25 protein-coding genes are annotated in these 24,977 nt (G+C 60.3%); 1 reads left to right on the top strand and 24 read right to left on the bottom strand.

Annotated elements, in window-relative coordinates:
* The first annotated feature begins 61 nt into the window (after positions 1-61).
* Positions 62-583 (top strand): O-acetyl-ADP-ribose deacetylase, encoded by a 522-nt coding sequence (locus tag AC1EJ1_RS08110; RefSeq protein ID WP_285015631.1) that lies wholly within the window; start codon positions 62-64, stop codon positions 581-583.
* A gap of 64 nt (positions 584-647) precedes the next feature.
* On the opposite strand, the gene AC1EJ1_RS08105 is transcribed toward AC1EJ1_RS08110, so the two are convergent.
* The 24 genes from AC1EJ1_RS08105 to AC1EJ1_RS07990 form a co-directional block, all read right to left on the bottom strand.
* Complete coding sequence (locus tag AC1EJ1_RS08105) at positions 648-1,601, bottom strand: tetratricopeptide repeat protein (RefSeq protein WP_285015632.1); 954 nt, start codon at positions 1,599-1,601, stop codon at positions 648-650.
* A 6-nt stretch (positions 1,602-1,607) separates the two neighbouring features.
* The gene (locus AC1EJ1_RS08100) at positions 1,608-2,621 is read right to left on the bottom strand and encodes a hypothetical protein (RefSeq protein ID WP_285015634.1); all 1,014 of its coding nucleotides are present in this window, start codon (positions 2,619-2,621) and stop codon (positions 1,608-1,610) included.
* Entirely contained in the window at positions 2,618-4,270 is a 1,653-nt protein-coding gene (locus AC1EJ1_RS08095; RefSeq protein WP_285015636.1) for a hypothetical protein, read from the bottom strand. Before AC1EJ1_RS08095 ends, AC1EJ1_RS08100 begins: the two co-directional genes overlap by 4 nt.
* Positions 4,271-4,768: 498 nt before the next feature.
* A complete protein-coding gene (locus tag AC1EJ1_RS08090; protein WP_285015639.1) occupies positions 4,769-6,022 on the bottom strand; it encodes an N-acetylglucosamine-6-phosphate deacetylase in 1,254 nt (417 codons plus the stop codon).
* Between the two features lie 13 nt (positions 6,023-6,035).
* The gene (nucS, locus tag AC1EJ1_RS08085) at positions 6,036-6,734 is read right to left on the bottom strand and encodes an endonuclease NucS (RefSeq protein WP_285015641.1); all 699 of its coding nucleotides are present in this window, start codon (positions 6,732-6,734) and stop codon (positions 6,036-6,038) included.
* 27 nt (positions 6,735-6,761) lie between these two features.
* Positions 6,762-7,184, bottom strand: a complete 423-nt coding sequence (locus AC1EJ1_RS08080; RefSeq protein WP_058236981.1) for a DUF2550 family protein — start codon at positions 7,182-7,184, stop codon at positions 6,762-6,764.
* Between the two features lie 79 nt (positions 7,185-7,263).
* On the bottom strand, positions 7,264-7,527 hold the full coding sequence (locus tag AC1EJ1_RS08075) for a F0F1 ATP synthase subunit delta/epsilon (RefSeq protein ID WP_058236982.1): 264 nt from the start codon (positions 7,525-7,527) through the stop codon (positions 7,264-7,266).
* Positions 7,527-8,981 carry a F0F1 ATP synthase subunit beta gene (atpD, locus tag AC1EJ1_RS08070; protein ID WP_371935771.1) on the bottom strand — a complete coding sequence of 485 codons (1,455 nt, stop codon included), beginning with the start codon at positions 8,979-8,981 and terminating at the stop codon, positions 7,527-7,529. The genes AC1EJ1_RS08075 and atpD overlap by 1 nt, the downstream gene beginning before the upstream one ends.
* Before the next feature lie 18 nt (positions 8,982-8,999).
* Positions 9,000-9,926 carry a F0F1 ATP synthase subunit gamma gene (locus tag AC1EJ1_RS08065; RefSeq protein ID WP_092648677.1) on the bottom strand — a complete coding sequence of 309 codons (927 nt, stop codon included), beginning with the start codon at positions 9,924-9,926 and terminating at the stop codon, positions 9,000-9,002.
* 3 nt (positions 9,927-9,929) lie between these two features.
* A complete protein-coding gene (atpA, locus tag AC1EJ1_RS08060; RefSeq protein WP_092648678.1) occupies positions 9,930-11,564 on the bottom strand; it encodes a F0F1 ATP synthase subunit alpha in 1,635 nt (544 codons plus the stop codon).
* A 43-nt stretch (positions 11,565-11,607) separates the two neighbouring features.
* Positions 11,608-12,435 (bottom strand): F0F1 ATP synthase subunit delta, encoded by an 828-nt coding sequence (locus AC1EJ1_RS08055; protein WP_480295663.1) that lies wholly within the window; start codon positions 12,433-12,435, stop codon positions 11,608-11,610.
* The gene (locus AC1EJ1_RS08050) at positions 12,435-13,019 is read right to left on the bottom strand and encodes a F0F1 ATP synthase subunit B (protein WP_092649113.1); all 585 of its coding nucleotides are present in this window, start codon (positions 13,017-13,019) and stop codon (positions 12,435-12,437) included. The genes AC1EJ1_RS08055 and AC1EJ1_RS08050 overlap by 1 nt, the downstream gene beginning before the upstream one ends.
* Positions 13,020-13,024: 5 nt before the next feature.
* Positions 13,025-13,231: an ATP synthase F0 subunit C gene (gene atpE, locus AC1EJ1_RS08045; RefSeq protein ID WP_092648680.1), complete on the bottom strand. Its 207-nt coding sequence runs from the start codon at positions 13,229-13,231 to the stop codon at positions 13,025-13,027.
* Positions 13,232-13,274: 43 nt separating this feature from the next.
* On the bottom strand, positions 13,275-14,174 hold the full coding sequence (gene atpB, locus AC1EJ1_RS08040) for a F0F1 ATP synthase subunit A (RefSeq protein ID WP_285015655.1): 900 nt from the start codon (positions 14,172-14,174) through the stop codon (positions 13,275-13,277).
* Positions 14,175-14,317: 143 nt separating this feature from the next.
* Entirely contained in the window at positions 14,318-14,845 is a 528-nt protein-coding gene (locus AC1EJ1_RS08035; RefSeq protein ID WP_480295662.1) for a hypothetical protein, read from the bottom strand.
* Between the two features lie 2 nt (positions 14,846-14,847).
* Positions 14,848-15,990 carry a glycosyltransferase family 4 protein gene (locus AC1EJ1_RS08030; RefSeq protein WP_285015659.1) on the bottom strand — a complete coding sequence of 381 codons (1,143 nt, stop codon included), beginning with the start codon at positions 15,988-15,990 and terminating at the stop codon, positions 14,848-14,850.
* Between the two features lie 12 nt (positions 15,991-16,002).
* Positions 16,003-16,662 carry an L-threonylcarbamoyladenylate synthase gene (locus tag AC1EJ1_RS08025; protein ID WP_480295661.1) on the bottom strand — a complete coding sequence of 220 codons (660 nt, stop codon included), beginning with the start codon at positions 16,660-16,662 and terminating at the stop codon, positions 16,003-16,005.
* A 4-nt stretch (positions 16,663-16,666) separates the two neighbouring features.
* The gene (gene prmC, locus AC1EJ1_RS08020; RefSeq protein ID WP_074026190.1) at positions 16,667-17,575 is read right to left on the bottom strand and encodes a peptide chain release factor N(5)-glutamine methyltransferase; all 909 of its coding nucleotides are present in this window, start codon (positions 17,573-17,575) and stop codon (positions 16,667-16,669) included.
* Positions 17,568-18,671 (bottom strand): peptide chain release factor 1, encoded by a 1,104-nt coding sequence (prfA, locus tag AC1EJ1_RS08015; RefSeq protein WP_092648684.1) that lies wholly within the window; start codon positions 18,669-18,671, stop codon positions 17,568-17,570. The genes prmC and prfA overlap by 8 nt, the downstream gene beginning before the upstream one ends.
* An 83-nt stretch (positions 18,672-18,754) precedes the next feature.
* Positions 18,755-18,967, bottom strand: coding sequence for a 50S ribosomal protein L31 (gene rpmE / locus AC1EJ1_RS08010; protein ID WP_058236992.1), 213 nt, complete (start codon positions 18,965-18,967; stop codon positions 18,755-18,757).
* 174 nt (positions 18,968-19,141) lie between these two features.
* A complete protein-coding gene (rho, locus tag AC1EJ1_RS08005) occupies positions 19,142-21,007 on the bottom strand; it encodes a transcription termination factor Rho (protein WP_480289433.1) in 1,866 nt (621 codons plus the stop codon).
* 269 nt (positions 21,008-21,276) lie between these two features.
* The gene (gene thrB / locus AC1EJ1_RS08000) at positions 21,277-22,221 is read right to left on the bottom strand and encodes a homoserine kinase (protein WP_285015669.1); all 945 of its coding nucleotides are present in this window, start codon (positions 22,219-22,221) and stop codon (positions 21,277-21,279) included.
* A gap of 148 nt (positions 22,222-22,369) precedes the next feature.
* Entirely contained in the window at positions 22,370-23,482 is a 1,113-nt protein-coding gene (gene thrC / locus AC1EJ1_RS07995) for a threonine synthase (RefSeq protein ID WP_285015672.1), read from the bottom strand.
* A gap of 3 nt (positions 23,483-23,485) precedes the next feature.
* The gene (locus tag AC1EJ1_RS07990) at positions 23,486-24,793 is read right to left on the bottom strand and encodes a homoserine dehydrogenase (protein WP_480289333.1); all 1,308 of its coding nucleotides are present in this window, start codon (positions 24,791-24,793) and stop codon (positions 23,486-23,488) included.
* Between the last annotated feature and the right edge of the window lie 184 nt (positions 24,794-24,977).

Below are 24,977 nucleotides of genomic sequence, written 5' to 3'. Positions count from 1 at the left end.
GCTGAGCGGACGGGCAGCAATTCCTGCCTGCTCGCTCAACCGCCCGTGAGATATGCGAGCAATGATGGAACTGATCAGCGGCGACATCACAACACTTGAGGTGGATGCCATTGTCAACGCTGCGAACTCGTCACTGCTGGGTGGTGGCGGCGTGGATGGGGCAATTCACCGCGGAGCTGGGCCCGACCTGCTCGCCGCCTGCAAGAAAGTGCGTGCCAGCCAGTTCCCTGATGGTCTTCCCGTGGGGCACGCTGTAGCGACTGAGGGTTTCAGACTGCCGGCGCGCTGGGTAATCCACACTGTCGGACCTAACCGGCATCGCGGGCAGACTGACCCGGATCTGCTACGCTCCTGCTTCACATCGAGTCTGCGGGTTGCCGAGGACATCAGTGCACGCTCCGTAGCGTTCCCTGCAATTTCAGCAGGAGTGTACGGCTGGGATATGGAACAGGTTGCGAGTATCGGCATAGAGGCGGCTCGCACCTATGAAAGCGAACAGGACGAGCACGCAATCAGGATCGTGTTCTGCTTATTTGATGAACGAGCCCTGCACGTATGGCGCAGCGTCGCCGGCGAGCACTAGACTGCCCCGACGCGCGGTCGAATCGGTTCGCGCTGGCACCTACGGTGCGACCCCACACCAGCCTCTAGATCATGAGAGCGGTTGCCAGCCTGCGACGGGCAGCGTTGACTTCCGGTGAGGATCCGGCCACGCGGAACAAGTCCAAGATGCGTGTGCGCAGCTCTTCACGCCTGTCATCATCGGTGCTGTGCTCCAAAGCGCTGATCAGAACGTCGAAGGCCTGAGCGTGCTGGCCGGCGTTAAACAGCTCATCAGCATGATCCAGGTCGTTATCCGCATTCCCAGCCGTGCCGCGCTCAAGCAGACGCACGCGCGCCAACTGGGCCTCAGCATCGTGGTCGCGCGCATTGCGCTCCACGATCTTCTCCCACGCCGCGATCGCGCCGTCGAGGTCACCTGATTCTTCCAGGTCCAACGCATGCTGGTGTTCAGGCGGTACGGGCGCCTTCACGTCCTCCCCGCTGACTGCGACGCGGCCCGTAACCCCCATCTGCTGGGCTGCCGTCAACAGTTCATCCAGGACCGGCACGACCTGTTCTTTAATCGCATTTCCCTGGAAGAGCGGGATCGGGCGCCCACCGATCAGTGCACACACCGTCGGCAAGGCCTGCACCTGAAGTGCGCGAGTGATGCCCGGAGCTTTCTCCACCTCGATCTTCACCAACTGGAAGGCGCCGCTCCTTTCGCGGACGATCTCCTCCAGCATGGACAGAAAGGACGATGACTCCAAGGAGCGTGATGACCACAACGCCATCAGCACGGGAACTGTGCGTGACGTTGCCATGATGTCCTCGAACTGAGCGTCATCGCAGTCGCGAATCAAAGGCACGTTCAGTTGCACCCCGGCATCACCGTCGACAGGAGCAGCAGGGACGCCCGAAGCGGACAGGTCAACGGCACCGTGAGAATCGGCGACCTGACGCTGCACGTGGGACTGTTCGGAGGCCTCCGCGCTGTGCGCTGCACGCGAGGCTGGTTCCCGCTGCGAATTGTGCTGCGCCATTGATGGATCACTCACTGCCACTTATTCTCCTTCGGGTTTGGTTGAATCGTCGCGCGTGACCTGCTCGATCACACGTTCAGCGCCAATGACGCGAGCTTTCTGATCGGATCCGGCCTGCGGCAGCTCAATCAAAACCGAGACCAGGTATTTTGCAGATGCCGATCCGATAACCTTGGGGTCTCCCTCGTTAATAGCCGCAGGGGAGCCGCCCAGCTGCATGGTGGATCTGGCAACCGTGCGCTGATAGGTGTGCGTCATTGCGAACGATGCGGACACGAGGGCTGATCCGTTGTTCAAGACGATTCCTGAGATCGGCAATCCCTCCGTCTGTGCGTGAGCCGTGACGGTACCGGCGGCCTGCACGGATTGTCCGAGCGATGCGATCTCGTCGAAGTGCGAGCGCGCATACTCGTCTTCTGCGAACATGTCGGATCCGGCGGTGCCAGAATTGAGCATTTCGACGTATTTTTCCACTGCTTCGCTGGGCGTCATGATGAAGCCGTCGGCATCGGCAGGTACGTATGCTGCACCCGTCTCCAGTGGGGCTGTCGTGAATTCTGAGCCGCCCAGAAGGCGCGCCCAGTTCTCCAGTTCGTAATTGGAGCGCGCATCCTGCTGAGTGATGACGTAAACAATCGGCAGTTCCCCGTCCGAGCTTTGCTCGATGTCCAGGAACATTCGCGGCCACGTCGTTGAGTTGGTCGATGTCACCATTTCCCCGGTGAGACTCAGCTGCGGCACCGTGGTGTCCTTGGCTTTGGCGAGCACGAACTGTGCACCGCGCATGCGCAGAGCCGGGTCTTTGACGCGTCCGGAAAGGGCTTCGGTCGTGCCTTCGTCACTGGCTTGGTCGAGTGCGGCCTGGATATGTCCGAGGATCGTGTTGATGCGGTTGGCATCCAGGTTGGCCGCACCGCTTGCGCCGGACGCTGGCTGTTCAGTGGCCGGTACTTCTATTTCTCCTGACGAGCAGGCGCTGACCATCGACAGTGATGCGAGCATCACCACGGCAGCGCAGATGCGGCGGCGTATCACTGTTCCTCCTTGGTCGGTCCTGTTCCGTCACGATGCAGCCAGTTCGACATGATGGACGTCCATGCGCCCTTTTGGGAACGGCCAGTGTCCTGAGGTCGTTCGGCGTCAGCTTGTGTATCGTCGCCCCGTGGATCGTCGCCGTCCTGTGAACGGTCGGTTCGGCTCGCGTGGCCAGTGCCGCTCACATGATCGGCTTCGTTTTCCGCACGGTCGCCGTCTGTCTGACGTACGAGGGTGTCGCCGCTGTCTGCTTGGTGCGCCAACGGGACGATCGGGATGAGGCCAGTGTTGAATTCGTGACCATCGATATTCACCGATTCTTCGCCGCGGGAGCGCGCTTCGCGTAATGCGCGTCGCGTCGGGAAGACCATCGGTACACGAGCCAAGGACATGTCAATGACACCCGAATCGGTGGGGGCCGAATGTTCGACTGGTTCGGCTGGCTTTGCAGTCTCAGCCGGCTCAGCAAGCTCAGCCGGTTCTACAGCTTCCTCCGACTCAGCGGGTTCGGCAGCCTGTTTCTGTTCGACGAGGTCTTCAGCTTCGCCGTTCATGGCCGGCTCGACAGGTTCAGCGGATTCAGCAAGTTCTTCCGGCTCTTCCGCTTCTTCGTACTGGTCCGCCTCTTCGGAGCGTTTCACCTTTTCACAGTGATCGTGTTCTTCCCGGTGGGCTTGCTCCTCAGGCAAGCCGTCAGCTTCATCTGTCAGGTCGGCTACCGGGACCGGCTCGCTGACATCAATCGACTCAGCCTCGTCTGCTTCATGAGTACCGTCCTCAGCTTGCGACACGTCACCCTCATCGTCTGCCTCGTCAGAAGCTTCCTCGGCGTCTGGCATCTGGGAGATGTCGATCAGGGCGGTGTCGGTGGTATCAGCCTGGTCACGAGACTTCAGCTCGTCGGCACGTGCCGCGCGGCGACGCTGGTTGCGCCAGATGATGACCGCCATGACTGCGGCGATCAGTGCCAGGACAATGGTCAAAAGCCACACGGCGATCGCTGCGATATTGGTGCGCTCAACCGGCCATGTCAACGTCAATGTCGGGGCTTTCGAACCGTCTGTCGTGGCCAGTACGGACACCGTGTCAGGAACGGCTTTCAGTGTGAGCGACGCGCTCCCCTGGCCGGCTGCCTGATCCAACCACATGTCATTATCCAACGGGTTCGCAATCGAGGCCCCCGACTGAGCTTCTTCCTTGGCAGTCTGGGCTTCGGACTGTGCCTGACCATCGGCCGTTGACTGAGGAGCAGCTGCGGATTGCTCGCCATCAGCCACATCCGACGATTGCGCCTGATTCGCATCCGTTTCCGCATGGTCGGTTACTTTCAGCTGTGTCATACCAGCTTCCAGGCCCACAACTTCGGTATAAGCCTCGTCACCGAGCCACCCGATCACATCAGGAGTGGATCCAACCACGACACTGACGGGCGTCGACGCATCGGCAGCTTCGACGGTCACTGTCACGTCTTCTGCTTTCAAAGGGAGCACACGCGCACGCGTCATCACATAGGGCTGATCTGGGTCAGCCTTGGCCTCAATGTGCTGTCCAGGTGCCCAGACGGTCAGTGTTAAAATGCCGATGATGCCAGCAACAAGAGCCACTGCTGCAACGGCTAAAGCGCTGGCGTAACGTCTGATACCACTCACAGTGTCCGCTCCTCCGCAAAAATTCCTCGTATGTCATTCACAATACAGTGCCCGTTGATGTGAGCGCAGAACCGATGGTAATAATCCATCATATCGCAGAGTCGAAAAGGGCAGTGCCTGACGGGCTCACGAGACAGGCCCAACAAGTCAGGCTCAGAGGGGCCGAAGCCGGTGCTCCCAGCAATGCCGGTGCCAATGGCGTCTGGCTTCCACCCCCTGATCCCATCCAAAGGGTGCTTCTTCGGGCCACGCGACCACATGAGGTGTGCCAGGAGCAATCGGATGGACACAACCAGGACACGTGTACGTCTTCTGCGATCCCGACACGTACGACACCTGATAGTGCAGCCCACCAGGCCCCTCGGCACTATGCGGCATGGAGGCCAGACGACTCATATCGAGGCGCGGATGTTCGCCGCCCCAAGGTCGTTTTCGTGACCGTCTGCCCCGCCCCATGTCGTGATCGCTCCTCTGGCCGCCTACGTCGTCTTGCCGCTCTTACTTATTCCTATCGCACACGACACCCGCGCGCCACACGCGCAAGGGGTGCAGCTCAGAATCCAGACAGACCACGTCAGCACGCTTGCCGACTTCGAGTGCCCCCACCGTCTCATCGCCAAGGATTCTGGCACCTTGAGCAGATGCCATAAATACCGCATCGACCAGCGGAATTCCAGCGCCCACTGCGACGCGCACGCAATCGAGCAGGTGAGCTGTTCCACCGGCGATCGCTCCGCCATCAGTCAGACGAGCAATCCCATCAGTTACCGTCACAGCCTGAGGCCCAAGCTGGTAGCTGCCATCCGCCATTCCGGCAGCAGCCATCGCATCAGTGATGAAGACGCAGCGCGACCGTCCGAGAACCTCGTACACACAGCGCACCAGCGTGGGATTGACATGCACACCATCACAGATCATCTCCACGACCGCATCACCTCGCGCACCCGCTGCAAGGAACTCTGCAATGGAACCGGGATCGCGGTGGTGCATCGGCTTCATGCCGTTAAACAGGTGCGTCACCGTCGCCAGGGGACGTGTATGGTCCGGGTCTTTCAGCTGATCAGCGTAGCGTCCTCGGGCGTCCTCAAAGACGGCTTGAACGTCGTCCGGCTCTGCATCCGTATGCCCCCACGATGGCAGAGCACCCCCCTCGCGCAGTACTTCAGCCACTGATCCCTCACCGCTGGCGTGCGGTTTCTCCGGCGCCACGGTCATGGTCACCGCGTGCCCGCCAGCCACGTCCAGCAGTTCAGCTGTCAGCACGGGATCCGGGTCGCAGATGAACTGTGGGTCCTGCGCGCCACAGCGCTCATGAGACACGAACGGACCTTCAAAGTGGATTCCAGCCAGCTCCCCTCGATCGGCCAGCGTGGCGAGCATGGCAGCACGTTCCTTGAGGGTCTGCGCGTCAGCAGTCACCAGCGATGCAACAAGGGAGGTCGTCCCGTGAGCGCGGTGCTCGGTAACAGCCGTCATCGCTTGCTCGGGGGTCTGCGCGTTCGGGAACGATTCGCCACCACCGCCGTGGCAGTGCACGTCGACGAGGCCAGGGATGATGATGTCATCGCTCGGCTTCAGATCATTGAGTTGTTCACGAATTGACGAGGGGGCCTCCTGCGCCGCCGCGTCACCGACCCAGATAATGGTGTCGCGGTTCCACGCCACTACCCCATCGTCGATCACCGTATCCGGTGTGACGACCCGTCCTCGAAGAGCAACGAGTGAAGTGGATTGATCAGTCTGATCCGTCATGGTCTCTCTTTTCCTAGAACAGGCGAGATTCTGCGTCATCGACGCCTCGCATTGCGTCGTAGTCGAGTACGACTACGTGGATTCCTCTGTCTTCTGCCAGTGTGCGTGCCTGCCGCGTGACCTCCTGAGCAGCGAAAATGCCGCGAATGTCAGAAAGCAGGGGATCTCTGGCCAGTAGCGACAGGTAGCGAGTGAGCTGTTCCACTCCGTCGACGCCACCGCGTCGCTTCACCTCGATAGCGATGGGAACATTGTGTTCGTCGCGCACCAGCATATCCACCGGCCCGATTGGCGTGGGATATTCTCTGCGAACCAGCGAGTATCCCGTTCCCAGGATCAAGGGCACCTGTTCAGCCAGCAGAGCCTGCAGATGGGCTTCCACGCCGTCCTTAATGAGGCCCGGATCCACGCCGAGGTCCTCGTTGACGTCGTGGAGAACGTCGAAAATACGGATGAGCAGCTGGTCGTCAGACTTGGCGGCCTGAACAGTCCACACCTCGCTCACGCCTAGATCCGTTTCATCGGTGCTGGGCTCATCGATGCGCATATGGCACGGGGCGCTCATCCAGTTCAGCGGCTTATAGGAGCCGCCATCGGAGTGAACCAGGACCGAGCCGTCTGCCTTCAGCATGATGACGCGCGGGGCTTTGTCCAGGTGCGCGGTTAGCCGGCCTGAATAATCAACTGAACATGTTGCTACTACGATACGCACGAAAGCGTGCCTGCCTTTTTGCTCGTTTTAGTCGATGGACGATTGCGAGGAACGCGGAGGGCCAGATTCTGCCCATGACACCAGGCCGTTGTAACTGGATGCGGCCATCGCCACCTGCCAGCGATCATCACCGGAGACCAGATGCACTTCGATCATGGTTCCGTCAACAGAGCGAGTGTCGGGCGCTGAGACTTCAAGGGTACGTCGAGGCATTGAGAAAACCGGCCGCATGGAAAACCCCACCAGGCGGTACCAGGTGAGGGTTTCGACTCCGTAATGGGCGACTCCGGCTGTCCAGCCGGACTGAGAGTCTCGGCGCGCCCAGCATCTAAACGATCCCAGGTAGGTGTCCAGCCGGCGGGCACGCACATTGATATAGCCGACGATCAGCATAGCGATGACGGCGAGTATGACGATGAGCCACAGCGCCCACACCAACGCAGTGTTCATGATGCTGTAGCTCCTTCCATGCAGTAATATCGCCTACGTCCGTGATGAATGCTCATCACGGACGTAGTTCTCAGTGTTCTCAGGACTCCATGCCTTCTGCAACAACGGTGACAACGTCAGAATCCACGGAGACGAATCCGCCGGCTACCGGAAATGTCTTCGTGTCGTCGCCAATGGTGAGAATGACGGGACCTTCTTTCAATCTAGCCAACAATGGTTGACGATGAGGCAAAATGCCCAGCGAGCCGTCTTCGACTGGGACCTGCACATACTGCGCAGCTCCCTGCCAGGACAGGCCTCGCTTCGTCACGATTTTGACGCTCAGCGCCCCTGTCTCGGCCATCAGGATTCTGCCTCAAGTTCGTGCCACTTGCGCTCCAGATCCTCAATGCCGCCGATATTGAAGAATGCCTGCTCAGGAACCTTGTCGTAGTAGCCCTCGGCAATGCGCTTGAAGGCTTCGATGGTTTCTGACAGCGGAACGGTGGAGCCTGGCTGGCCGGTGAACTTTTCAGCCATATAGATGTTCTGTGACAGGAACTGTTCGATTCGACGTGCACGCGCAACCGTGACCTTGTCTTCCTCGGACAATTCGTCGACACCCAGAATGGCGATGATGTCCTGCAGCTCCTTGTTCTTCTGCAAGATGGCCTTGACGTGGATTGCCACATCGTAGTGTTCCTGGCCGATCGCAGCCGGGTCAAGCAGACGGCTGGTCGATGACAGCGGGTCAACCGCCGGGTACAGACCCTTCGACGCGATCTCACGGGACAGTTCCGTGGTCGCATCCAGGTGCGCGAACGTGGTAGCCGGCGCGGGGTCCGTGTAGTCATCGGCTGGCACGTAGATGGCCTGCAGCGAGGTAATGGAGTGACCACCGGCAGAGGTGATGCGCTCTTGAAGCTGGCCCATCTCGTCCGCCAGATTCGGCTGGTAACCCACGGCCGAGGGCATACGGCCCAGCAGGGTGGACACCTCGGAACCTGCCTGAGTGAAACGGAAGATGTTGTCGATGAACAGCAGCACGTCCTGGTTTTGTACATCGCGGAAGTATTCCGCCATCGTCAGACCGGTCAGCGCGATACGCAACCTGGTCCCCGGCGGCTCGTCCATCTGGCCAAAGACCAGTGCGGTCTTGTCGAAGACGCCTGCATCAGCCATTTCGTGAATCAGGTCGTTGCCTTCACGGGTACGTTCGCCCACACCGGCGAACACGGACACGCCGCCGTGATCCTGAGCAACACGCTGAATCATTTCCTGAATCAGCACGGTCTTGCCCACGCCTGCGCCGCCGAACAGGCCGATCTTGCCGCCCTGCACATAGGGGGTAAGCAGGTCGATCACCTTGATGCCCGTTTCGAACATCTTGGTGCGTGGCTCAAGCTGATCGAATGCAGGTGGTTGACGGTGAATAGGCCAGCGCTCTGTGATTTCGAGCTGTTCGCCATCTTTGAGGTTGAGCGGTTCACCGATCACGTTGAAGACGTGTCCCTTGGTGACGTCACCGACCGGGACAGTGATGGGGCCGCCGGTGTCGCGCACGCGGGCACCGCGCACCAGGCCGTCAGTCGGCTTGAGTGCGATTGTGCGAACCAGGTTGTCACCCAAGTGCTGTGCGACTTCCAGCGTCATGACGAATGATTCGGATCCTTCGCCCTGGTCAGGCAGCTCCACATCCACCTGCAGTGCGTTGTAGAGGGCCGGGATCCGGTCAGGCGGAAACTCGACGTCGACAACGGGGCCGACGACGCGGGCAACTCGGCCTTCGCCGGTTTCTGGTGATTCTGTCATGGTCATCTTCTCCATCATGTGGGCTCAGCCGTTAGCCAAGGCGTCGGCCCCGCCCACGATCTCACTAATTTCCTGCGTGATCTCCGCCTGGCGGGCCGAATTCGCCAAACGCGTGTACTTCGTAATCAATTCTTCAGCGTTGTCGGTTGCCGTGTGCATCGCTCGCTGACGCGACGCCAGTTCCGATGCGGCGGCTTGAAGCAGAACGTTGCGGATGCGGCTTTCCACATAAAGCGGTAGCAAAGCATCGAGGACGTCGCGCGCAGACGGGATGAATTCGTATTCAGGGAAAAGCAGCGATCCGTCGTCCTTTACCGGATCGACTTCATTTGTCTCGCCTTCACCGTAGGCATCCACGACAGTCAGCGGCAGCATCTGCCTGACCTGAGGGATCTGACTCATCATGTTCCTGAATCGCGTGTAGACCAGGTGAACCTCGGACACGCCGGTCATCCTGTCCTCATCCAGGAACCGCTTCAGCAGTTCCTCGGCGATGCTGTGCGTCATCTCCAGGCTGGGTTCGTCCGATTCACCTTCCCACGAACGCTCGATCTCAGCGCCACGGAAGCTGAAGTAATTCTTGGCGCGACGCCCGCAGGTATACAGGATCGGGGTCTTCCCTTCTTCGCGCAGCGTGGTGACCAGGTGCTCTGTTTCACGCAGAATTGTCGCTGAATAGGCACCCGCCATGCCTCGGTCAGAAGCGACCACCAGCACGGCCACGCGAGGCGTGTCGTTTCGCACGTCGGTCAGCGGGTGCCCCATATCCGTGTGGATGGCAACTGAGGCCACAGCCTGCGTGATCGCCTGCTCGTAGGGTCCCACTTCGGTCGCATCGCGACGCGCCGCGCCGATCCTGGAGGCTGCAATCATCTCCATGGCGCGGAAGACCTTGCTCAGCGTTTGCGTAGACGCAATGCGCTGCTTGTAGATCCTCTGCTGACCAGCCATCGATCAGGCCTTCTTCTCACGGCGACGACGGACAATCTCTTCACGTGAATGTTCAGCTTCAACCTCGCCGTCCTCCAGGTTCTCACCTGGCTGCGCGCTCAGCCACTGCTGCGTGAACTTCTCTGCGGCCTCACGCAGAGCATTCTCCGTGTCATCATCCAGCACGCCAGTCTCGCGGATCGTGGTCAGCACGTCGGAGTGTGAGCGCAGGTAGTCCAGAAGCTGATGCTCGTAGGAACTCACGTCAGACACGTCCAACTTGTCGAGGTAGCCGTGCGTGCCCACCCAGATCGATGCGACCTGTTCTTCCACGGGGTACGGCGTGGACTGCGGCTGCTTGAGCAGTTCCATCAGACGCTCACCACGAGTCAACTGTGAACGGGTCGTGGCGTCAAGGTCGGAAGCGAACATTGCGAACGCCGCCATCGAACGGTACTGGGCCAGCGTCAGTTTCAGCGTGCCCGCCACTTTCTTCATGGCCTTGATCTGAGCGTCGCCACCCACGCGGGACACCGAGATACCGACGTCGACTGCAGGGCGCTGGTTCGAGTTGAACAGATTCGACTGCAGGAAGATCTGGCCGTCGGTGATTGAAATGACGTTGGTCGGAATGTAGGCCGATACGTCGTTCGCTTTCGTTTCGATGATGGGAAGACCCGTCATCGATCCGCCGCCCAGTTCATCGGAGAGTTTGGCGCAACGTTCCAGCAGACGTGAATGCAGGTAGAACACGTCGCCGGGGTATGCTTCACGCCCCGGTGGGCGACGCAGCAGAAGGGACACGGCTCGGTAGGCCTCGGCCTGCTTGGACAGGTCATCGAACACGATGAGGACGTGCTTGCCCTCGTACATCCAGTGCTGTCCGATAGCGGATCCGGTGTAGGGCGCAAGGTACTTAAAGCCTGCGGGGTCGGATGCCGGTGAGGCAATGATGGTGGTGTAGTCCATCGCCCCGTTTTCTTCCAGTGTGGAGCGCACCGATGCGATCGTCGAACCCTTCTGGCCAACCGCCACGTAGATGCAGCGCACCTGCTTGCTCGGATCGCCCGACAGCCAGTTATCACGCTGGTTCATGATCGTGTCGATCGCGATGGTGGTCTTACCTGTCTGACGGTCACCGATGATCAGCTGACGCTGGCCACGTCCGATCGGAATCATCGAGTCGATAGCTTTCAGACCGGTCTGGAGCGGCTCGTGGACCGAACGACGCATCATCACGCCGGGTGCCTGAAGTTCGAGGGCGCGTCGACCCGTCAGATCCTGGATCTCGCCCAGACCGTCGATCGGATTGCCGAGGGGGTCAACGGTGCGCCCCAGGTATCCGTCACCAACCGGCACAGACAGAACGTCACCTGTGCGGTGAACCGGCTGGCCTTCTTCAATGCCGCTGAAATCACCCAGCAGAACGGCACCAATTTCGCGCACGTCGAGGTTCATGGCCACGCCAAGCGTGCCGTCTTCAAAGCGAAGAAGCTCGTTTGCCATTGCACCGGGCAGGCCTTCCACGCGGGCAATGCCGTCGGCCGTTTCGGTGACGTGTCCGACTTCTTCGACTGCCGCTTGAGTGGGCTTGTAGGAGTCCACAAAAGAATCGAGAGCCGAGCGGATCTCTTCGGAGCTAATCGAGAGTTCAGCCATTGAGCGTTTCCTTTGTCTGTGTATTGTGGTGCGCCATCATCTATCAGTGCGCGAGGGATTGGTGCAACTGTCGTAGTCGCGTTGCTATCGATGAATCTATGACGAGGTCGCCGGAAATGATTCGGAATCCTCCGATCAGGGAGGGATCGTATGTCATGTCGATGCTGACCGTTTCGCCCAGTTTCGCGTTGAGCATCGTCTGGAGGCGATGCATCTGAGTATCTGTCAACGGGCCGGCACTGATGACGGACACCAGGTTTTCGTCTTTCAGGGACGCTGCGTCCTGCGCGATATGGCGCAGATGCGACATCAGCTGTCCTTTGTTGAGCCGTCCGACCTGGCGGCGCACAATCCGCAGAGTCCATGCGCTGACGTGAGGTCCGAAAATCTTTTCCACCAGAGCTGCCCGATCGTCAGATGATCCACGCCCCAGCACCGACAGCTGCGTGCGCAGCTCCCGGTTGGACAGGAGGACCTGGTGAATGTCGGACAATTCGGACAGAACCCGGTCCAAGCCGTCATGAGACTTTGCGTCACGCAGAAGAGCGTGAATACCCACCTGCTCCAGACCCTCGATAATGTCACTGGACGATGACCACTCGCCCTCGACGAGAGTGTGAATCACCTCGAGCGTCTGAGAGGTGACCGTGGCGGCGAACAAGTCGTCAGCCAGACGCACCTTGTCCTCACGAGCGCGCGCCGGATCGGTCAATGAGCGACCCAGGCGTGAATCGTCCCTGACCATATCTGCGATAGCGAAGAGCTCTTCCGCCACACGCAGTCCCTGGTCAGTTTCAGAGGACGTGGGCGACAAGATGCGCGACACAACTGACTGTGCGGCATCGACACTCATGCGGCTTGATCTGCGCATTATGCGTTCGTTCCTTGCGGCTGTGCGGAGGTCGACGCAGCTGTGCTCAACGACATGTCATCAAGGTCATCGAGGAAGCGGTCCATCACCCGATGTGACAGATCCTGATCCCTGAGCTGCTCCGAGACGATGCGTTCGGCCAGCTGGGTTGCCAGCTCACCAATGTCCGAGCGCAGCGAAACCACTGCTGACTGGCGTTCAGCCTGAATCTGGCGCTGAGCGTTCTCCTGAATGCGGGCGGCTTCTTCCTGGGCCGATTCGCGAGCCTGAGACCTGATGCGTTTCGCGTCAGCATTTGCCTGCTCGCGAATGGAATGAGCCTCAACGTTGGCCTGCGCCAACGCCTCTTCGCGTTCGCGTTCAGCAAGTGCACGGTCTTCACGTGCCTGTTCAGCAGCATGCAGACCGGCCTCGATGCGCTCCTCGCGCTCATCCATCATCGCGTAGATGCGGGGAAGAGCGAACTTGCCGATGACAAGCCAGATTCCCAGCAAAATGATGGCAGACAGAAAGACTTCGGCCACTGGTGGGACGAGGACGCTCGTCCCAGCCGCCGCATCTCCTGCTTCTTGCATTGGCAACATGAATATCACTGAACGACGAAGGGCATTGCGAAGCCGATCAAGCCGAGGGCTTCGACAAGTGCGGCACCGATGATCATGTTGGTGAACAGACGGCCGGCAACCTCAGGCTGACGGGCGGTTGCTTCCTGGGTCTTGCCCACCAGCATGCCAATACCCAAAGCAGGTCCGAGGGTTGCAATTCCGTAGCCGATGTAGGCGATTGTTCCGGTCATGGATTCTTCCTTTTCTGTGTGTGCCAAGCGGCTGTGTATTTGACTAATGGGATTCCACCGACAACTTGATGTAGACAGCAGTCAGCGTGGCAAAAATGTAGGCCTGCAGGAAGGCGACGAAGATCTCGAAAAGCGTCATTGCAATGGCTGCCGCGAATGTGACGGCCGCCAGAGCTTTGAGCGAGCCTGCCGCCGCCAGCAGGGCTGACGTCCCGAAGAACGTCAATGCGAGCAACAGGTGTCCCGACATCATGTTGCACAGGAGTCGGATCGCCAGCGTTGCGGGGCGGACAATGAATGTTGAGAAAAACTCGATGGGAGTGATCAGCAGGTAAACCGGCTTAGGGAGTCCCTTCGGCAAGAGCTGCTCAGCAAAGAACGTGCCGACACCGCGGGTACGGATACCCGCCCAGATGAACGACACGTAGGAGAAGATTGCGAACACCAGCGGCACAGCGATTACCGACGAGGCGGCAATGTTGATACCGGGAACGATACCGGTGATGTTCATTGCGATCACGCCGAAGAAAAAGACGCCGATCAGTGGCGCGTACTGTCGCCCTCGCTTCTCCCCCAACATCGGGATGGAGATCGAATCGCGGATAAACAGGGCGCATGCTTCAATCAGTTGCTGGAAGCGAGTGGGGACGATCTTCGCCCTCATTGCGCCCGCAACAAACAGAGCGCAGATCAGCACCGCAGCAATGATACGTGCCAGTGTCAGGCGGTTGACCACCGTACCGTGTTCAGGTCCGAACAGTGATGGCGGGAAGAAATCTGTCACACCGGGACTGTGGGGATGGCTGCGCAGCGCAGGGATAGCTGTCAGAGCTATCAGAAGAACCAGACCTGCCGTGACAATCCAGTACCAGAGCGGAAGGTTACGTCGCCTGGGCTCAGCGGAGCGTGACGTGACCTGTGTGGACACCTGGGTCGTTGACATCGCCGAGGACGGCCTCCTTTCGATCCGCATGCACTGCTCTACAGGCTAGCCGACACGTGGTGTCACGAGCGTTGCAGCGTCCCTACTCTAACAGGGTTCAGACCCTCTTTAGTGCCAAAACTACCTGATACGCGGGACAAACGTCACATTGAGGTGTCAGCACCCGGATCGTGCTCACCTAACCGCGTGCGGGAGTGGTCGCGAGTTTGCGCCACTTGACCGGATTGCGTCGCAACTGGGACTACCGTGGGGATGCGTGTACGCATCAAAATCACGAGTTCAATCACCATCAATGAGAGGATTGTCACGATTACTGTCATCGCGACAACGCGGTGATTGAGCCCCAGGGGGCGCGATGCCAAGAGCGCGACCGCCACTGCCACAAGCTTGAGCAAATATCCCCCGCCGATCCACGCCAGGAACAGATTCGGTCCCTGCGCGACCATGCGCGGCAGTGCAACGAATTCGGCGGCGCACAGGACTGCCACAACTAGGATGCTGACCAGCGCGGTCGCCCAGCCGACCGTTGACATCAACGCCCAGCACACCAGGACCCCGCCTGTCATCACGACGCCTGCAAGCACTATGAACCGGCGCAGCGCTGTCATGGCGCGATTCATCGCTGGCTGAGTAGCTGCGCGGGTGGGCGTGTGGTCATGGTCGAGTGACATGGCTACCTTTCGGATCTCGGGTCGGGCGCATCTGCCTCGGACTGTGGCGGGCGTGCGCGCGCTGATATCTTCCACGGGAATTCAGATGCGGTCAGGATCGTGGCCAGGACAATCAGCGGCACAAAAATCATCACTGTCCGATTCCATTCAACCAGCAGCAAGGACAACGCGGCAGTTGAAATGATCGCCGTCCATAAATACAAAATCATGACAACGGCGCGATGGGAACGTCCTCGTGCCAATAGGCGATCGTGGAAGTGGGAGCGGTCGGCGTGGAATGGGCTCTTCCCACGCATCATGCGTCGAACTGCCGTCACCATCAGATCTCCGATGGGGACGACGATCACAGCCAGGGGCAAAATAATCGGCATGAGACCGGCGATGATCTGGCTTCGCTCCAGCACGTTGGGGTCGATCTGGCCGGTGACGATGACACCGGAGGCAGCCAGAATCAATCCCAGCGTCTCAGCTCCCCCGCCCATCATGATGGACGAGGGGTGATAGTTGTACCACAAGAACCCGGCACAGATCCCGACCAGTGCAATCACGATCAGTGACGCGGTTGTCGCATATGACTGTGCACCAAGCTGGCGTGACAGCAGGTAGGAATACCCGAAGAACACGGCTGCACCAATCCCCACGACTCCGGCCGCCAGACCGTCCAGACCATCAATGAAGTTCACGGCGTTGACGATGCCGACCATGACGAACACGGTGGCAATCAGCGACAACCGTGACGACCCGATCGTAATGCCGAAGATGGGAAATGAAACGAGTTGAACACCCTGGAGTGCCATGAGACCGGCGATCAGGATCTGTCCGGTCAGTTTGGTCAGCCAGTCCAGCTCCAGCAGGTCATCGAGCACGCCCAGCACGCACATGGCTGCAGCACCTGCCATCACTGCCCACGGGATGCTGGTCGAATACACGGGCGCCATGTACGGGATTCGTGAGCCGATCAGCAAAGTGATGAGCAGACCGACGGTCATGGCGATGCCACCCAGTCGCGGTATCGGTGTGACCTGAATATCGCGTTCACGCAGCTTCGGCACGATCCCCCACCGCAGACACGCCCATCGCACCAGCGGCGTCATAATCGCGGTGACACCACTGGCTATGAGCATGAGCAGCAGGTAGACCTTCATCGGTGGCGGCCCCTACTTGTCCTCAGGACTTTTAAAAGTGCAGCCCGCCGTATCTTCCAGGTCGCGCGGGTCGATCACACCCAGGCGGATCAGTGTGGGCTGCTCCGTGGCCATATTGATGATCGTCGAGGGAGTCGCCCCCGCCGTTGGACCACCGTCAATATACAGGTCGACGTGATCCTCGAACGAGGCAGCGGCCGCCTCAACACTGGTGGCGGGAGGCTCGCCCGTCAGATTCGCTGATGTGACGGCCATTGGACCGCATTCGCGCAAAATCGACAGCGCCACCCCACTATCAGGCATGCGCAGTGCGATCGTGCCGCCCGTGTCGCCCAGATCCCAGCCCAGGTCGGGGTGGGCGCGGACGATCAGCGTCAACCCTCCAGGCCAGAACCGTCGCGCCAGTAAACGCGTGCTCTCACTGATGTCAGTGCCTAGCACGTCCAGCGCTTCATTATCTGCGACCAGAACCGGCGGCGGTTTGGAGCGTCCTCGCCCCTTGGCGTGTTGAACAGCTTCGACGGCGGCAGGGTCGTGTGCGGTTGCGCCGATCCCGTAGACCGTGTCGGTCGGCATGACGATGAGGCCACCACCGTTGACACACGTGCGGATGCGCTGCAGATCCTGCGCTGAGATGCCATGTGAACAGTGAAGAATAGTCGAATGTGCCACGCAGCTATTGTTCCACGACGGGGGCGGTTGCGATAACCATGCGGGGCCGTCCCGTCAAATCCGGTGCCGTATGCGCATTCGTGAAGCCCTGAGCTGTAGCGTATGCCACCAGATCCTCTGCCTGAGATTCGGCGTGCTCCATAACGAGTGTGCCGCCCGGAGCCAGCAGGGCGCGCGCCCGGGTCATGATGCCACGTGGGATCACCAGCCCATCTTCTCCCCCGCCATACAAGGCACGCGGCGGGTCCAGTTGCGCTTCGCGTTGCGTAGGGTGGGCGCTGCCGGGAACATACGGCGGGTTCGACACGACAACGTCGGCCCTCCCCTCGTATTCGACGAGGGCGGATAATGCATCGGCGCGTACCAGATGAACGCGCACCGGCTCGATGTCAGCGATATTGCGAGCGGCTAGCTGACAGGCAGCCTCGTCAATCTCCACGGCAAGAACACGCGAGGCGGGTACCTCGGTGGCAACCGCAAGTGCGATGGCTCCCGACCCTGTACACAGGTCCACCACCACAGGCTCATCCGCACTGCAGGTTCGCGCCGCGTCAATGGCGTGCTGCGCGACCATTTCGGTTTCGGGTCGAACAACGAATACGCCGGGCTCTGCGCGCAGGGTGAGCATCCGAAAATACATGCGACCTGTGATGTGCTGCAGAGGAATGCTGGTGCGCCTCGATGCGATGGCGCAGCGGTAGCGTTCTGCTGCGCGCGCGCCCACCTGATCCGGAGCGCTCACGAGGCTGTCACAGCCCAGTACCCATTCCAGCAGCTCACGGGCATCCTGGTCGGCGTGTGCTCCTTCCAGGTTGACTGCTTGAAGGGCGCGTCTGCCCCACGCGAACAATTCGCGTGGCGTATAGGTTGCTGAACGCGGCAGCACCAGCTGCTCGTTCAGTGCCCTATTCATCGCCCGCTTTGCCCAGGCGCGCTGCCTCGTCAGTGTCGATCGCTGACTGGATGACAGGATCCAGGGAGCCGGACAACACCTGGTCAAGGTTGTAGGCCTTGAAACCGGTGCGATGGTCAGAGATACGGTTTTCCGGGAAATTGTAAGTGCGGATGCGCTCCGAGCGGTCAACGGTGCGTACCTGAGACAGGCGCTGTGCGCTGGCTTCAGCCTCACGCTTGGCCCTGGCTTCAGCAGCAAGTCTGGATGCCAGCACGCGCATAGCTGCGATACGGTTTTGCAGCTGCGATTTCTCATTTTGCATCGACACGACGATGCCGGTCGGAATGTGAGTGATGCGCACAGCCGAGTCCGTCGTGTTCACGGACTGTCCGCCAGGCCCTGACGAACGGTAGACGTCGATGCGCAGATCGTTCTGGTCGATTTCAACTTCGTCATCTTCTTCAACTTCCGGCATGACGAATACGCCGGCAGCAGAGGTGTGGATTCGTCCCTGCGATTCGGTGACAGGGATGCGTTGGACGCGGTGAACGCCACCCTCGTACTTGAGATGAGCCCACACGCCTTCTTCCGGGCTGGGTGTGCCTTTGGCGCGGATCGCCATCGTGATGTCCTTGAAGCCGCCCAGCTCGGTGGGCGTGGAGGACAGTTCGGTGACCGACCATCCCTTCGTGGTGGCGTAGCGCTCGTACATACGTGCCAGGTCTGCTGCGAACAGGGCGGATTCTTCGCCGCCTTCACCGCTCTTGACTTCCAGGATCACATCGAGCGCGTCGTCAGGGTCGCGCGGCGTCAGAATATCGACGAGGGCATCGTGCGCCTGGCGGGTCTGTTCCTCCAGGCTTGTCACCTCATCCGCGAATGAGGGATCCTCCTCAGCGAGTTCGCGAGCTGCTTCCATATCGTCAGTGGCTGCGCAGTAGCGCTGGTAAGCCTCGGCAACACGGTTCAGTTCGGCGTAGCGCCGCCCCACTTTACGAGCCTTTGCCTGATCGTTGTGCAGTGCAGGATCTGCCATTTGCTGCTCGACACTATGGTGCTCTTCGAGCAGTGCCTGCAGCGTCGGGAATTCATCTGCGTGTGATGCCGATGCCATGCGAGCTCCTCCGATTGTGGCGAAAAGATGTGCGATACAAAGACGCCGGTGCCCTGACGGGTCACCGGCGCTGAAGTCAAACGCTACTTGCTGCGTTTGCCGTAACGGGCTTCGAAGCGAGCCACGCGGCCACCAGTATCCATAATCTTCTGCTTACCCGTGTAGAACGGGTGGCACTGGGAGCACACGTCCACGCGCATCTGACCCGACGTAATCGTCGAGCGTGTTTCAAACGAGTTGCCGCATGTGCACGTCACCGTGGTGGGAACGTATTCGGGGTGGATACCCTTTTTCATGGTTTTCTCCTTACGGGATTCGAGGACGCCGGGTCCGCATGCGCAATCATCGACATCGCGCATTACGCGGTGAACCGGAACCGAGTTGCAATTGTGCCACTTTCCGGCCGATAGATCCAGATGATGTACCGGCGGTGCAGGTGAGATTACCCACCTGCACCGCCGGTGGGTAATCTAGTCAGCGTTCGGCGTGGTCTTCTGGATCAGCATGAGGAACTCAGCATTGGACTGGGTTTCCTTGAGTTTGTCCAGAACCACTTCCAGTGCCTGCTGTTGCTCAAGGGATCCGAGGACGCGGCGCAGCTTCCACATGATGCGCAGCTCTTCAGGCTTGAACAGGACTTCCTCGCGACGAGTGCCCGAGGCGTTGACATCGATGGCCGGGAAGATTCGACGATCTGCCAGCGCGCGCGACAGGCGCAGTTCCATGTTGCCGGTGCCCTTGAACTCTTCAAAGATGACTTCGTCCATCTTGGACCCGGTCTCCACCAAGGCAGAGGCCACGATGGTCAGTGAGCCGCCTTCCTTGAGGTTGCGGGCTGCGCCGAAGAACTTCTTGGGCGGGTACAGCGCGGAAGCGTCCACACCACCGGAGAGGATACGACCTGACGCCGGTGCCGCCAGGTTGTAGGCGCGTGACAGGCGCGTGAGTGAATCGAGCAGCACGACAACGTCCTGTCCCAGCTCGACCAGGCGCTTGGCTCGCTCAATGGCAAGTTCGGCAACCGTGGTGTGGTCGGAAGCGGGGCGGTCGAACGTGGAGGCGATGACTTCACCCTTGACAATGGAGCGCATGTCGGTGACTTCTTCAGGACGCTCGTCAACCAGGACGACCATGAGGTGAACCTCAGGGTTATTGACCTCTATTGCCTTGGCGATCTGCTGGATAATCATCGTCTTACCGGCCTTCGGCGGGGAGACGATCAATCCTCGCTGTCCCTTGCCGATCGGTGCCACCAGGTCGATGACGCGAGGCGTCACGGCCTTCGGGGTGGTTTCCAGGCGCAGCTGCTCATTGGGGTACAGCGGCGTCAGTTTGCCGAATTCGCGGCGCTCGCCGGCTTCCTCGACAGACATTCCGTTAACGGTGTCCACCTTGACCAGTGCGTTGTACTTCTGGCGCTGGCGCTCGCCTTCGCGAGGCTGACGCACCGCACCGGAGACGGCATCGCCTGCGCGCAGGTTCCACCGGCGCACATTGCCCAAAGTGACGTACACATCGTTCGGGCCGGGCAGGTATCCCGAGGTACGAACAAAGGCGTGGTTTTCCTGAACGTCCAGGATGCCTGCGATAGGTGCCAGCACATCGTCTTCACGAATTTCCGGCTCATTGTCGCGACGTCGGTTGTTGCGCGAATTTCGCTCCGAACGATCTGAGCGGTCTCGGCGCTCGTCACGGTCTCGTCCGCGGCGGCGCGCATTGCGTTCTCTGCGACCGCGCCCACGGGAGTTGTTCGCGTTGTCGCCTTCAGGCAGTTCAATCTCATTGAGTTTGCGGTGAGCTGACTCGCTACCGGACTGCTCAGCGTCGGCCGAGTCATCATCACTGTGAACACCGGCGAGTTCAGCACGCACATCGAGGGCAGCCGCGCGATTCTCACGCGCCTCGTTGCTGCGGTCATACTGGTTGGAGCGTGAACGTCCGTGACCATTGCCCTTGCGGGCCAGTGGCTTGCGTTCGCGGTGCTCGTCAGATGAGTCGCCCTCGTCGTGGCCGTCACCCTTGGGAGCCAGCGGCTTGCTCTGGACGTCCGACCCAGGAAAGTCGAGTGAGAATTGACGCGGCTCGACAGCACCGGCAGTGGCGACGCGGCGACGTCCTCGTGACCGTGTCGGTGTCGAGGCCTGTTCGCCTGTCGATTCAGATTGGTGGCGTTCAGAGGCGCCAGCGGCAGGGCGCTTGTGCTCTGAGCGTGCTTGAGACGAATTGTTGCCGCGGCGGGCGGCTTCGATGGTGGAGACCAGATCGGCCTTGCGCATGGTCGAGACTCCGCGGAGCCCCATCTGCGCTGCAAGTGCCTTCAGCTCCGTCAGCTTCATGGCTGACAATGGCGCGTGATTCGATGCGCCATCAGTGTGATCGTTGCTCACTAATTGTTCCTCACTTGATCGCCCTATGCGGGCAGATGAAATCCGTTGAAAGATACACAAACGGAGGTGTACACGTCGAACAAGTCTTGTGACGAGTACCAGGATGGCCGACACAGCGGCTATGACTGTACAACACAGTCACCGCTGAAAAGTTTAACCACTTCTCCCCCCACTATGCCATCTTTCGCGTGGCAATGCGAGGATTGTTGAGCGGAAAATCACACATTGGGACGCTGCGGGCGATCTGTTCGGATTCCATCCCCGCTGACAGCCAGAGAGCGCACAGTCCAACCCGACCGCTGCGCGCTCGCACGCATGTCATCATCCACGTGGTTCAACGCCATGACAGTGGGTCCTGCGCCGGAGACCACTGCCGCCACGCCGGCTTCACGCAGCCAGTCAACCAGTGCCAGTGACGGCTCCATCACGGCGCGCCGGTATTCCTGGTGCAGATGGTCCTCAGTTGCGTCGAAAAGCCAGCGGCTGATATCCGCATCGTCCGAGCCGAAAGTGCGCGCATTGTCGGACATGACGGCAACCAGCACAGCTGCACGTGAAATATTGGCAATAGCATCGCGATAGGGCACGACGTCGGGCAGGACCTGACGCGCCTTCGACGTGGCGAGTGGGAAATCAGGAATAAACACGGTGGGCGTCATCGACGCGGGGGGCTCAAATCGCAGGGCCTGAGCGTCATCATCACCCATCCACGCCACTGTCATGCCGCCTTCGATTGCGGGGGCCACATTGTCCGGATGCCCTTCCATGTGCGTGGCGAGCTGCAGGATCGTGTGATCATCCAGCGCCTCAGCGTCGCGGATCAGCTCGCGCGCCAGGGCCAGTCCCGCCACGACGGCACTGGCCGATGAGCCTAATCCCCTGCTGTGCGGAATGACGTTATGGCAGTGCATTCTCACGCCTACCTGCGGCGCGCCCACATGATCCAAGCCCACTCGCATCGCACGCACGATCAGGTTGTCGTCGCCCTCGCTGACAGTGCCTGCCCCTTCACCCTCGACAACAATGCTGGTCGGGCCGGCGGTGGCGTGAACGGACACGATGTCGCGCAGATCCAGTGCGATCCCGAGACAGTCAAAACCCGGCCCCAAATTGGCGCTGGTGGCCGGCACGCTGACACGAGCAAAATCCGCACGCAGTTGCACGATGGTCTCCCACACATTGATTAACAGTGAACGAGGGCGGCGCTCGCCGCCGTTCGTGAGGCGATGAAACTTAGTCTAGACCGCACACGGCGCCGAATCGCCCACTAACGACACAGCGATGCGCCTGCGTGCACCTCGGTAACGTCGGCTACTTCAACCCCAGCAGTTCAGCAACTTCGTGCGTGTCGGGTGCAACGACTTCGGCCTGCACACCCCCGTCAGGCAGGGCCGCGAGCGCCGTCTTCGTATCCTTCAGGCCATTGCCCGTCACCGTACACACAATTCGTGCGTCGCGCGGAACGCGTCCGTCTTCAGCTGCGCGGAGCAGCCCGGCCACGGATGCGGCAGATGCCGGCTCGACGAATACTCCGGCTTCGCCGGCGATGATCTGCTGGGCGCGCATGATTTCCTCGTCGGGAACAGCGGTGATGAGTCCCTTGGAATCGTCGCGCGCACGTGAGGCGAAATCCCACGACGCAGGGAATCCGATCCGGATGGCGGTCGCAATTGTTTCCGGGTTGTCGATGGGGTGTCCGGCAACAAATGGTGCCGCTCCGGCTGCCTGCACGCCCCACATCTGCGGTACGTGTGTGGCAACGGCTGGAAGGTTTCGGTAGGACTCTTCCATCGTGGTGACAGCTTTCTGGCCAGCGTATTCGTTGTAACCCATCCAGTAGGCGGAAATGTTCCCGGCGTTTCCCACGGGCAGTATGTGAATGTCGGGCGCATCGCCCAGCGCGTCAACGATTTCGAATGCGGCGGTCTTTTGCCCCTGTAGGCGGTAGGGGTTGACCGAGTTGACCAGTGCGACAGGGTAGGTTTCCGTCAGCTTGCGCACGATGCGCAGCGCATCGTCGAAGTTTCCGTCGACCTGAACCAGGCGGGCACCATGCATGATGGCCTGGGCCAGCTTTCCTGCAGCGATTTTTCCGGCGGGCAGGATCACGACGCATTGCAGTCCGGCAGCCACAGCATAGGCTGCAGCCGAGGCTGACGTGTTGCCGGTGGAGGCGCAGGCGATCATCTGGGTGTCGGTGGCGGCGATTTTGGACACGGCCATTGTCATGCCGCGGTCCTTGAACGAGCCAGTCGGGTTGGCGCCTTCCACTTTCAGCCAGACGCGCGCTCCGACGCGCTTCGAAATGGCAGGAGCTTCTACCAGTGGTGTGCCACCTTCCAGCAGTGTGACAACCGGGTCGGATTCTTCCAGTGGGAGCCGCTCAGCGTATTCACGCAGCAATCCGCGCCATTGATGAGCCATGTGTTATTCACCTTCCATACGTAGGAGCGACGCCACGTCGATGACGGCGTCAGATTGACGGAGTGCTTCAGCTACTGCCAGCACGTCAGCCTCACGGGCACAGTGCGTGGCGATCACGATGGTGGTTTGCGCACCCGGTTCACCGTCACGCTGGTCGACCGAGTGGATGGATACGCCGTGACGGGCGAATACGGAGGCCACGTCAGCTAAAACACCCAGATCGTCATGAACATGCAGACGAAGCTGATAGCGGGTGCGTGTCATGCCCTGTTCAATGATCGGTAGATGCGCGTAGGTGGATTCGCGCGGAGCATGGCCACCGTGCACACGGTGGGACGCCCCGGCGACCAGGTCGGACAATACCGCTGAGGCAGTTGGCGCACCGCCTGCGCCTTGCCCGTAGAACATGAGCCGTCCGGCAGATTCGCCTTCGATGATGACGGCGTTGTACACGCCGTCGACAGTGGCCAGTGGGTGTCCTGTCGGCACAAGGGCGGGGTGGACGCGCGCGTTGATCACTTCATTGCCCAGATCGTCGAGGCAACGCTCAGCCACGGCGAGCAGTTTGATCACGTGATTAGTGCGCGCCGCTTCCATCATGTCGTCAGCGGTGATCTGCGAGATGCCTTCGACGCTGACATCGTTCATGGATACGCGTGAATGGAACGCCAGGGAGGCCAGCAGTGCGCACTTAGCGGCAGCGTCATACCCTTCGACATCAGCAGTGGGGTCAGCTTCCGCGTAGCCTCGTTTCTGCGCGTCGGCAAGGGCTTGTTCGTAGCTGGCGTGTGCGGTGAGCATGGAATCAAGGATGAAGTTCGTCGTGCCGTTGACGATGCCGACAATACGGCTGATCTTGTCACCTGCCAGCGATTCACGCAGACCGTAGACAACTGGGACGGCTCCAGCCACTGCCGCTTCGAAGTACAGGTCCGTATCCGCCTGGGCCGCAGCCTCGTACAGTTCCGGACCGTGGGCGGCAAGCAGTGCCTTGTTGCCGGTCACGACCGTTGCCCCACCATTCAGGGCCCGCAGCACGTATTCACGTGCCGGTTCAATGCCGCCGATCAGTTCGATGACGATGTCTGCATGGTCGATCGCTTCTGCCGCATCCGTTGTCAGCAGTTCCGGATCGATGTCAACATCACGCGGGGCGTGCACATTTCGCACGACGACAGCTGAGATTTCCAGCTGCGCTCCGCATCGTTCGCTCAAGTCAGCGCTTCGTTCGTGGATCAGTCGAATGACCTGCGAGCCGACGGTTCCCGCTCCCAGGATGGCGACTCGCACTGTGCGCGGCTGTTCCGACATCGTGCACCCCTTCATTGATCAGACGTTTCGATAGTGATCCTAACCAAGGCCACAGGCCCGATGCGACAGTGTCCAGTGTGCGGCACATGGATCCGCGTCGTTGATGCTCGCCCCTCGTCAATGGCGACCGTCACTGCGAGCGAGGGCTCCCTCGTGAGCGTCATCACGAGGTGTATGGCAGCAA

Source organism: Pauljensenia sp. C0170B4, from assembly GCF_056590235.1.
The sequence above is the reverse complement of the archived record's forward strand: the minus strand, read 5'-3'. Positions and strand labels throughout refer to the sequence as shown.

What these genes read in the sequence shown, in the direction of transcription:
- AC1EJ1_RS08110 (WP_285015631.1), top strand. Translation starts at nt 62, where the DNA reads ATGATGGAACTGATCAGCGGCGACATCACAACACTTGAGGTGGATGCC.
- AC1EJ1_RS08090 (WP_285015639.1), bottom strand. Translation starts at nt 6,022, where the DNA reads ATGACGGATCAGACTGATCAATCCACTTCACTCGTTGCTCTTCGAGGA.
- AC1EJ1_RS08080 (WP_058236981.1), bottom strand. Translation starts at nt 7,184, where the DNA reads ATGAACACTGCGTTGGTGTGGGCGCTGTGGCTCATCGTCATACTCGCC.
- AC1EJ1_RS08075 (WP_058236982.1), bottom strand. Translation starts at nt 7,527, where the DNA reads ATGGCCGAGACAGGGGCGCTGAGCGTCAAAATCGTGACGAAGCGAGGC.
- atpD (WP_371935771.1), bottom strand. Translation starts at nt 8,981, where the DNA reads ATGACCATGACAGAATCACCAGAAACCGGCGAAGGCCGAGTTGCCCGC.
- AC1EJ1_RS08065 (WP_092648677.1), bottom strand. Translation starts at nt 9,926, where the DNA reads ATGGCTGGTCAGCAGAGGATCTACAAGCAGCGCATTGCGTCTACGCAA.
- atpA (WP_092648678.1), bottom strand. Translation starts at nt 11,564, where the DNA reads ATGGCTGAACTCTCGATTAGCTCCGAAGAGATCCGCTCGGCTCTCGAT.
- AC1EJ1_RS08055 (WP_480295663.1), bottom strand. Translation starts at nt 12,435, where the DNA reads ATGCGCAGATCAAGCCGCATGAGTGTCGATGCCGCACAGTCAGTTGTG.
- AC1EJ1_RS08050 (WP_092649113.1), bottom strand. Translation starts at nt 13,019, where the DNA reads ATGTTGCCAATGCAAGAAGCAGGAGATGCGGCGGCTGGGACGAGCGTC.
- atpE (WP_092648680.1), bottom strand. Translation starts at nt 13,231, where the DNA reads ATGACCGGAACAATCGCCTACATCGGCTACGGAATTGCAACCCTCGGA.
- atpB (WP_285015655.1), bottom strand. Translation starts at nt 14,174, where the DNA reads ATGTCAACGACCCAGGTGTCCACACAGGTCACGTCACGCTCCGCTGAG.
- AC1EJ1_RS08035 (WP_480295662.1), bottom strand. Translation starts at nt 14,845, where the DNA reads ATGTCACTCGACCATGACCACACGCCCACCCGCGCAGCTACTCAGCCA.
- AC1EJ1_RS08030 (WP_285015659.1), bottom strand. Translation starts at nt 15,990, where the DNA reads ATGAAGGTCTACCTGCTGCTCATGCTCATAGCCAGTGGTGTCACCGCG.
- prmC (WP_074026190.1), bottom strand. Translation starts at nt 17,575, where the DNA reads ATGAATAGGGCACTGAACGAGCAGCTGGTGCTGCCGCGTTCAGCAACC.
- prfA (WP_092648684.1), bottom strand. Translation starts at nt 18,671, where the DNA reads ATGGCATCGGCATCACACGCAGATGAATTCCCGACGCTGCAGGCACTG.
- rpmE (WP_058236992.1), bottom strand. Translation starts at nt 18,967, where the DNA reads ATGAAAAAGGGTATCCACCCCGAATACGTTCCCACCACGGTGACGTGC.
- rho (WP_480289433.1), bottom strand. Translation starts at nt 21,007, where the DNA reads ATGAAGCTGACGGAGCTGAAGGCACTTGCAGCGCAGATGGGGCTCCGC.
- thrC (WP_285015672.1), bottom strand. Translation starts at nt 23,482, where the DNA reads ATGGCTCATCAATGGCGCGGATTGCTGCGTGAATACGCTGAGCGGCTC.
- AC1EJ1_RS07990 (WP_480289333.1), bottom strand. Translation starts at nt 24,793, where the DNA reads ATGTCGGAACAGCCGCGCACAGTGCGAGTCGCCATCCTGGGAGCGGGA.